We start from the raw sequence: 8,478 nt of genomic DNA on the forward strand, positions 1-8,478 counted from the left end.
GTCCCGCCCCGGCCTGCTGCCGCCGAAGGGAGCTGCACCGGATCTGGAGGCGGGCGTGGCGGGACGCCTCGGACCGGCCACCGCCCCCGACAGCCAGGCGGACGTGACCTCGGCCACGCCCCGGGCCGACGCGGACCCGGCCGGGCGGCGAGGGACTGCCGCCAGCCGGCCCGAGCCGACTGCGCACCGCCCCGGCGGGTCAGACCTGAGCGCTTACTACGCCGACGGTGCGGGCTCCGCCACGGTCGCCTTCCCCGCCGGTGAGCAGGAGAACTCGGGCTCGTTGACCGGGCACATCCTGGCCCAGGGCTGGGCGGAGACCCCGGCCGAACGGTCCAGCAGCACCCTCCGGGTGGTGATCGTGTTGGCCGTCGCGCTGGGCCTGCTGGTCACGATCAGCGTGCTGGTCGTACTGCTGGCGAACGATGCGCTGAGCGGCGTGACCGGCGGCCTGCCGGGGTGAGGCCGGCGGGTTACGGATCAGCGGGGGTGAGTCCGCCCACTACCCACCCGCGCATCCCGTGGGTACGCGGCGTCCGCCGTACACTTGTGGGCGATCACTGACCCGGCGCGCGACCCGCGCGCCCATTGGGCGTTCTTGCGGACGATCCGGCGGCGTCGTGCCGCGGCGGGACATCGCGAAGGTGCGCCCCGCTCGAAAGGCATTTCTTGACCAGCTCCGCTGACCCCGGCATGTCCCTGTCCACCCGTGACGTGCACACCGCCCCGCAGCCGGCCGACACCGCCGGCTCGATCGACTTCAACACCCTCGGGCTTCCTGAGGCCCTGGTCCGGGCCCTGGCCCGGCAGGGCATCACCACCCCGTTCGAGATCCAGCGCGCGACCGTGCCGGACGCACTCGCCGGGCGGGACGTCCTGGGCCGCGGGCAGACCGGCTCCGGCAAGACCCTCGCCTTCGGGCTGCCCCTGCTGGCCCGGGTCGCCGAGGGCGGCCGGGCCCGGCCGCTGCGCCCGCGGGCCCTCATCCTGGTACCCACCCGGGAACTCGCCATGCAGGTCAACGACGCGCTGCTGCCGCTGGGCAAGGCCGTCGGCGTGTTCCTGAAGACCGCCGTCGGCGGAGTGCCCTACGACCGCCAGATCGACGCCCTGCGGCGCGGCGTGGAGGTCGTGGTGGCCACCCCGGGCCGGCTCGCCGACCTGATCGCACGCGGCATCTGCCACCTCGATGATGTCGAGATCACCGTGCTCGACGAGGCGGACCAGATGGCCGACATGGGTTTCCTGCCCGAGGTCACCGACCTGTTGGCGAAGACGCCGGCGGGCGCCCAGCGGCTGCTCTTCTCGGCCACCCTGGACACCGACGTGGACGCGCTGGTCCAGCGGTTCATGACCGACCCGGTCACCCACTCCACCGCGCCGCCGACCGCGGCAGTGTCCACCATGGACCACCACCTGCTGCTCATCCCGCCGAGCGACAAGTTCCCGGTGACCGCGTCGATCGCGGCCCGAGCCGGCCGGACCATCGTCTTCGCCCGTACCCAGCTCGGGGTGGACCGGCTCGTCGGGCAGCTCGCGGCGGTCGGCGTACGCGCTGGCGGGCTGCACGGCGGTAAGACCCAGCGGATGCGCACCCGTACCCTGGCCGAGTTCCGCGAAGGGCGGACCAACGTCCTGGTCGCCACCGACGTGGCGGCCCGGGGCATCCACGTCGACGGGGTCTCGCTGGTGCTGCACGTCGACCCGCCGAAGGACCCCAAGGACTACCTGCACCGCGCGGGCCGCACCGCCCGGGCCGGCGAGACGGGCGCGGTGGCCACCCTGGTGCTGCCGAAGCAGCGCCGCACCACCCTGGCCATGCTGGGGAAGGCCGGCGTGGAGCCGGCGGAGACCCGGGTACGCGCCGGTGACCCCGCCCTGGTCGAGCTGACCGGGGCGCGGGAGCCGAGCGGAGTGCCGGTACGCGACGAGCCGGAGCAGCCGCGCCGATCCGGACGGACGGACGGCCCGCGCCGCTTCGGCGACCGGCCGGGCGCGGAGCGCCGCTACGGCGACCGACCCAGCGGCGAACGCCGCTACGGCGACCGACCCAGCGGCGAACGCCGCTTCGGGGACCGGCCCAGCGGGGAGCGCCGGTTCGGCGACCAGCCCCGCGAGGAGCGCCGCTACGGCGACCGTTCCGGGGGCGAACACCGCTACGGCGACCGGCCCGGCGGGGAACGCCGGTTCGGGGACCGGCCCAGCAGCGAACGCCGGTTCGGGGACGAGGGCCGCGGCGAGCGCAGGCACGGCGACCAACCGCGCGGCGAACACCGCTACGGGGATCGGCCCACTGGCGAACGCCGTTTTGGCGACGAGGGCCGCGGCGAGCGCAGGCACGGCGACCAACCGCGCGGCGAGCGCCACTTCGGGGACCGGCCCGGCGGCGAACGCCGGTTCGGGGACCGGCCCAGCGGCGAACATCGGTTCGGGGACGAGGGCCGCGGCGAGCGGCGGCACGGCGACCAACCGCGCGGCGACCGGCCCAGCGGCGCGCGCCGTTTTGGGGACGAAGGCCGCAGCGAGCGCAGGCACGGCGACCAACCGGGCGGCGAGCGCCACTACGGCGACCGGCCCAGCGGCGAGCGCCGCTTCGGAGACGAGGGCCGCGGCGAGCGCCGCTTCGGCGGTGACCGGGGCGGCCGGTCGGAGGGCCGGATCCCGCACGACCGGCCGCGCGAGGATCGGCGGGCTGCCGGTGGGCGCCCGCGGGCGCGGACCTACTGACCAACTCGTCACCCCGCACCCGACAGCGGAGATCGTGCTCGATCAGGGATCGAGTGGCCTCGTCGTGACCGCGACACCACTCGATCCAGGATCGAGCACGATCTTGAGGCAGGGCGCGGGTGGCGGCACGGCACCGGCAATCGACGCAAGGGACTGCCCGGCCAGGTCGGGTGGCGTAACGTCCGGCTCATGCCGACCATGCCGAAGTCGCTGCTGTGGACCCGGACGGACACCGCCGGCGCCGAACACGCCCTCGTCGATGCCGGCCACGGGCTGACCGCGCACGGTACCCAACTGGCCGCCGACCCGATTCCCTACACCTGCCGGTACCAACTGGCCACCGACCCCGAGTGGGTCAGCGTCCGGCTGGAGGTCGAGGTCGAGGGAGCCGGGTGGCGGCGCAGCGTACGTCTGGAGCGGGCGACGCAGCGGTGGCGGGTGACCGCCGCCGAGCAGGGCGATCTGGACGGGGTCCTGACCGCGGGCGGGCATGCCCCGGTGGGGCTGCCCGGTGTGGAGGACCCGGATCGGCTGGCCGACGCCCTCGACGTGGACCTGGGCGGCTCGCCGCTGTTCAACACGCTGCCGCTGCGCCGGCTCGGCCTGCCCGCCGCGCCCGCCGGCACCGCTCACCGGATCGACGTGGCCTGGGTGCTGCTGCCGAGCCTTACCGTGGTGCCCGCCGAGCAGGTCTACACCGGGCTGGGCCCGGACCGGTTCCGGTACGCCAGCGACAGCTTCAGCGCGGAGATCGATGTGGACCCGGACGGCTTCGTGGTGCGCTACCCCGGTGTGGCGGAGCGGTTCGTCCCCGGCTGAGCCGAGCCTGCCGAAACCCCCGCCGGTCGCCGGTCGCCGAGGCCAGACTCACCGACGGTGAGGATACGCAGGTCGGCCACTCACCGCCGATCGGGAAGCACAGCTTGGCCACTCAGCGCCGATCAGAAAGCACCGGTCGGCCACTCGCCGACGGCGAGGATGCACAGAACGGCCACTCACCGCCAATCAGGAAGCGCAGGTCGGCCACTCAGCGTCGGCCAGGAAGCGCTCGACCGTGGCCAGGTGCGGGGCCAGGTCGAGGCCCTGGGCGGCCACCCACTCGTCGGCGTAGTACGTGTCGGCGTAGCGGTCGCCCGCGTCGCAGATCAGGGTGACCACCGAGCCGGTCCGGCCGGCGGCCCGCATCTCGGCGATCAGCCCGAAGGCACCCCACAGGTTGGTGCCGGTCGACCCGCCCACCCGCCGGCCCAGTACGGCCGAGCCGGCCCGCATGGCGGCCAGCGAGGCGGCGTCCGGCACCTGCACCATCCGGTCTACCACCGAGGGCAGGAACGACGCCTCGACGGTCGGCCGGCCGATGCCCTCGATCCGGGAGCCGCGTCCGGTGCGCACCGACCAGTCCGCGGCCTGCCAGGCGGGATAGAACGCGGAGTTCTCCGGGTCGACCACGCAGAGCTTGGTGGGCAGCCGCTGGTAGCGGGCGTACCGGCCGATGGTGGCGCTGGTGCCGCCGGTGCCCGCGCCCACCACCACCCAGGCCGGTACGGGATGGCGCTCCAGGGCGAGCTGCGCGTAGATGGACTCGGCGATGTTGTTGTTGCCCCGCCAGTCGGTGGCCCGCTCGGCGTAGGTGAACTGGTCCATGAAGTGCCCGCCGGAGTCCTCGGCGAGCCAGCGCGCCTCGATGACCACCTTCGCCGGGTCCGTGACCAGGTGGCACCGGCCACCCTGGAACTCGATCTGGGCGACCTTCTCGGGGGAGGTGGAGGCGGGCATCACCGCGATGAAGGGCAGCCCCAGCATCCGGGCGAAGTACGCCTCGGAGACCGCCGTGGAGCCCGACGACGCCTCCACGATGGTGGTGCCCGGGCCGATCCAGCCGTTGCACAGCCCGTACAGGAACAGCGAGCGGGCCAGCCGGTGCTTGAGCGACCCGGTGGGATGGACCGACTCATCCTTGAGATAGAGGTCGATCCCCCACGCTCTGGGCAGCGGGAAGGGCAGCAGGTGGGTGTCGGCGGAACGGTTCGCGTCCGCCTCGACGGCCGCGATCGCGTCGGTCACCCACCGCCGGCTGGTCTCGTCACACCGGTCAAGATGAGTCACGTTCCGAACGTAGCAAGCCGGCTCAGGCGGCCGGCGGGGCCACCGCCTGTGGCCGGTTCTCCCACTTGGTCGACAGGGCGATGCTGGTACGGGTCGAGTTGACCCCGGGCGTCCGGTTGAGCCGTACGATCAGCTGCTCCAGCTCGGCGATGGTGCCCACCCGGGCCTTGAGCAGGAAGGACTCGACCCCGGCCATGAAGTAACAGGACTCGATCTCCGGGATGGCGCGGAACGCCTCCAGCACGTCGTCGGTGTCCGCGCCGGAGTCCTCCACGATGCCGATCAACGCGGTCACGCCCAGCCCGATGGTCTCCGGCTCGACCTCTGCGCGGTACGCCCGGATGACCCCGCCGGACTCCAGCTTGCCGACCCGTTCGTGCACTGCCGGCGCGGAGAGGCCGACCTGCCGGGCCAGCTCGGCGTACGACAGGCGGGCGTTGCCGCGGAGAAGGTCCACGAGGCTGAGGTCGATGGCGTCCACGGACTGTAGACCCTAGTCGCTGCCGCGTAACACCCGGACGCCGACATCCGTTGAATGTTGCGGAGGGTGACAGTTCGCATACTCAGGGTTCGGAGGCCGCAGCGCCGGTATCATTTACTAACTTCCCACTCAGTGCGTTTTTCGCGTTTGGCGGACAGGCCAGGTCGCTGGTGCTGTAATTGCCATACGTCCCTCATGACGGCTCTGGGCTCGCACCGGCCGGGGGCAGTGTGTTCAGCCGGGGGCTTCGTCGACGCGAGGAGGGGGCTGTGGACACTGGAGATCGCCTGCTGACACCGGGTGAAGTCGCCGCGCTGTTTCGGGTTGACCCGAAGACTGTGACCAGATGGGCGGCGGCGGGCCGGATCGGCAGCATCCGGACTCCAGGAGGGCATCGCCGGTTTCGGGAATCCGAGGTGCGAGCTCTGCTTGAGGGGGAGGGCATGCTGGAGGAGGCGGACGAGATGGGCAGGCCACGCAATACCGGCCCGGCCGCCTCGACCGGCACCGGCCCGGCCAACGCCGGCATGTACTGAAGGCTGCGGATCGGAACGCGGACCGGTCGTCAGGTCCGGTCCGCGTTCAGCTTTCCGCCCCACCGACGGAACAGGGTGTGTGGCACACCGAGGGCATCGAGCACCTTGCCCGCCACGAAGTCCACGAGCTGCGCCGCAGAGGCGGCGGCACCCGCGCCGTAGAAGCCGGGACTGGCCGGCAGCACCACCGCGCCGGCGTCGTGCAACGCGATCAGGTGTTCCAGGTGACTACGGGTCACCGGCGTCTCGCGGGGCACCACGACCACCCGCCGGCGCTCCTTGAGGTTGACCTCGGCGGCCCGCTGTAACAGGTCCTTCGACAGGCCGATCGCGATTCCGGCGCAGGCCGCCGTGCTGGCGGGTACCACCGCCATGCCGCGGACCGGATACGAGCCGCTGCTCGGCCCGGCCGCCAGGTCACCGGCGGTCCAGTGCCGGACGTCCGCGCCGTCGAGGTCGCGGCCGAGCCAGGCGGTCAGGTCCTCGGCCCAGTGCGCGTCGCGGAACGGCCGTCCGGTCTCGTCGAGGACGGTCAACCGGGCGGCCCGGGAGACGATCAGGTCCACCGGCTCCCCGGCGTCGAGCAGCCCGCGGACGACCGCGGCCGCGTACGGCGTGCCGGACGCCCCGGACACCCCGACCACCCATGGTTCGCGCATGCCTCCAGCCTGCCTGGTCGTCGCCGGTGCCGGTCGGTTACCCCCCGGGGGGTAGCTCCCCGATCATCAGCAGCTGAGCCGTTACGGTGCCGATGTCCGGTCGGAATGCGAGGGGCACCGCTACCTGGCATGCTGCCGGAGGCGATTCGCGCCGGAGCGAGACGCGCGGGAAGGATCCGGGATGACCGACAACATCCTGCCGTCGCCGCGCGCCGCCTTAGACATCCTGCCGTCGCTGCGCGCCGCCTGCCCGATCCCGCCCCGACTGTCGCCGTACGCCGACGACGTACAGGGGTGGCTGGTCACCTGGCTGCCGCAGACCGGGCTGCCGATGGACGCACCGACCCGGGAACGGCTGGCCCGGTCCGGCTTCGCCCGCTACGCGGGTCGGCTCTACCCCGACGCCAGCGAGCCCGACCTGCGTACGCTTACCGCCCTGTTCACCTGGTTCTTCCTGGTCGACGACGCCTGCGACAAGCCGGGCCGGCTCAGCCTGGACGAGATCCGCGGGCTGCGGAACGGCGCGGTGGCACTGCTGCACGGTGGCGCCCGGCTGCGGCACGCCGGGCTGGACGGTCCGCTGCGCCGGCTGCTGGTGAACGCATGGCGCGAACCGCGCCGCCGGATGACCGCCCGCTGGCGGCTGCGCTTCGCCGACGCGGTCGCCCAACACCTCGACGGCACCTGGCAGGAGGCGGCCAACAAGGCCACCGGTCACCCACCCGGCGTCGCCGAGTACGTCGAGCTGCGCCGGGCCACCTCGGCGGCGTACGTGTCGTACCCGCTGGTGGAGTTCGTCACCGGCCGGCCGCTACCCGACCCGGTCTACCACCACCCGCTGCTGCGCCGGCTCCGGGACCACGGCAACGACCTGCTCTCCTGGTACAACGACATCGCCTCGCTGGAACGGGACGCGGCCACCTCCGGCGGGCACAACCTGGTGCTGGCGATGGCCGCCGAGCGCCGCGTGCCGGTGGACACCGCGATCGAGCTGGTGGCCCAGCGCTGGCACGAGTCGATGCGCGAGTTCGCCACCCTGCGCGCCACGGTGCCGTCGTTCGGCCCGGCGCTGGACGGCGCCGTCACCGCCCATCTCGACGGGGTGGCCCGGGCCGTCCGCGGCACCATCGACTGGACCCTGGAGAGCGCCCGCTACGCCACGAAGTAGGTGGGCCGCTTCCTGACCCCGCCCTCAGGGCCGCAGGCCGAGCCGGAACACCAGGTCGAGCAGGGCGAAGACGAACAGCGCGATGCCGACGAAGCCGTTAGCGGTGAAGAACGCCCGGTTGACCCGGCTCAGATCGGTCGGCGTCACCACCAGGTGCTGGTAGCCGAAGGCGACCGCGGTCAGCGCCAGGCCGATCCACCAGAGCCAGCCGAAGCCGACCAGCACGCCGAACCACAGGAACAGCCCGAAGGTCACCACGTGCGCGACGGTGGAGGCGTGCAGCGCGAACCGCAGGCCGTACCGGGCCGGCACGCTGTGCACGCCGATCTGCCGATCCACCTCGGCGTCCTGGCAGGCGTAGATCAGGTCGAAGCCACCGATCCACAGGCCGACGGCCGCGCCGAGCAGGAAGGCCGGCCAGGAGCCGGCGAACGTGCCGGTCACCGCGAGCCAGGCGCCGACCGGGCCGACCGCCTGGGCGACCGCCAGGATGGCGTGCGGCCAGTTGGTGAACCGCTTGCCGTACGGGTAGACGACCAGCGGCACCACGGCGAGCGGCGCGAGCACCAGGCAGAGCGGGTTGAGCAGCGCGGCGGCGGCCAGGAACACCACGAGCGCCACGCCCGCGCCCGTCCAGGCGGTACGCAGGCTCACCGCCCCGGTCACCAGTTCCCGGTTGGCCGTACGCGGGTTCCGGGCGTCGATCCGGCGGTCCAGGATCCGGTTGGCGGCCATCGCGAACGTCCGCGCCCCGACCATCGCCACCGTGATCAGCAGCAGGTCCCCCCACCGCACCCGCCC

8 protein-coding genes and 1 pseudogene are annotated in these 8,478 nt (G+C 73.1%); 5 read left to right on the plus strand and 4 right to left on the minus strand.

The features are described 5' to 3' along the window. The 3 genes and pseudogenes from C1I95_RS36680 to C1I95_RS29350 all read left to right on the plus strand — a co-directional run. Nucleotides 1–463 (plus strand): annotated as a pseudogene (locus C1I95_RS36680) (hypothetical protein); the annotation flags it as partial. 230 nt (nucleotides 464–693) lie between these two features. Continuing rightward, a complete protein-coding gene (locus C1I95_RS29345; protein ID WP_111218708.1) occupies nucleotides 694–2,727 on the plus strand; it encodes a DEAD/DEAH box helicase in 2,034 nt (677 codons plus the stop codon). Nucleotides 2,728–2,916: 189 nt separating this feature from the next. After that, nucleotides 2,917–3,546 carry a putative glycolipid-binding domain-containing protein gene (locus C1I95_RS29350; RefSeq protein ID WP_199523964.1) on the plus strand — a complete coding sequence of 210 codons (630 nt, stop codon included), beginning with the start codon at nucleotides 2,917–2,919 and terminating at the stop codon, nucleotides 3,544–3,546. Nucleotides 3,547–3,732: 186 nt separating this feature from the next. On the opposite strand, the gene cds1 is transcribed toward C1I95_RS29350, so the two are convergent. Continuing rightward, nucleotides 3,733–4,833: an L-cysteine desulfhydrase Cds1 gene (gene cds1 / locus C1I95_RS29355; RefSeq protein ID WP_111218710.1), complete on the minus strand. Its 1,101-nt coding sequence runs from the start codon at nucleotides 4,831–4,833 to the stop codon at nucleotides 3,733–3,735. 22 nt (nucleotides 4,834–4,855) lie between these two features. Beyond that, the gene (locus C1I95_RS29360; protein ID WP_111218712.1) at nucleotides 4,856–5,314 is read right to left on the minus strand and encodes an Lrp/AsnC family transcriptional regulator; all 459 of its coding nucleotides are present in this window, start codon (nucleotides 5,312–5,314) and stop codon (nucleotides 4,856–4,858) included. 269 nt (nucleotides 5,315–5,583) lie between these two features. Here C1I95_RS29360 and C1I95_RS29365 point away from each other — a divergent pair, with 269 nt between their 5' ends. Next, nucleotides 5,584–5,850 (plus strand): BldC family transcriptional regulator, encoded by a 267-nt coding sequence (locus tag C1I95_RS29365; protein ID WP_111218714.1) that lies wholly within the window; start codon nucleotides 5,584–5,586, stop codon nucleotides 5,848–5,850. A 29-nt stretch (nucleotides 5,851–5,879) separates the two neighbouring features. Here C1I95_RS29365 and C1I95_RS29370 read toward each other — a convergent pair whose 3' ends face one another. Further along, on the minus strand, nucleotides 5,880–6,509 hold the full coding sequence (locus C1I95_RS29370) for a UbiX family flavin prenyltransferase (protein ID WP_111218716.1): 630 nt from the start codon (nucleotides 6,507–6,509) through the stop codon (nucleotides 5,880–5,882). Nucleotides 6,510–6,690: 181 nt separating this feature from the next. On the opposite strand from C1I95_RS29370, the gene C1I95_RS29375 reads away from it, so the two are divergent. Then, on the plus strand, nucleotides 6,691–7,677 hold the full coding sequence (locus tag C1I95_RS29375; protein ID WP_111218718.1) for a terpene synthase family protein: 987 nt from the start codon (nucleotides 6,691–6,693) through the stop codon (nucleotides 7,675–7,677). A gap of 24 nt (nucleotides 7,678–7,701) precedes the next feature. On the opposite strand, the gene mqnP is transcribed toward C1I95_RS29375, so the two are convergent. Next, the coding region (gene mqnP / locus C1I95_RS29380) for a menaquinone biosynthesis prenyltransferase MqnP (RefSeq protein WP_111218724.1) at nucleotides 7,702–8,478 on the minus strand (777 nt) is incomplete at its 5' end.

The sequence above is a fragment of the Micromonospora craterilacus genome (genome assembly GCF_003236315.1).
Lineage (GTDB): Bacteria > Actinomycetota > Actinomycetes > Mycobacteriales > Micromonosporaceae > Micromonospora > Micromonospora craterilacus.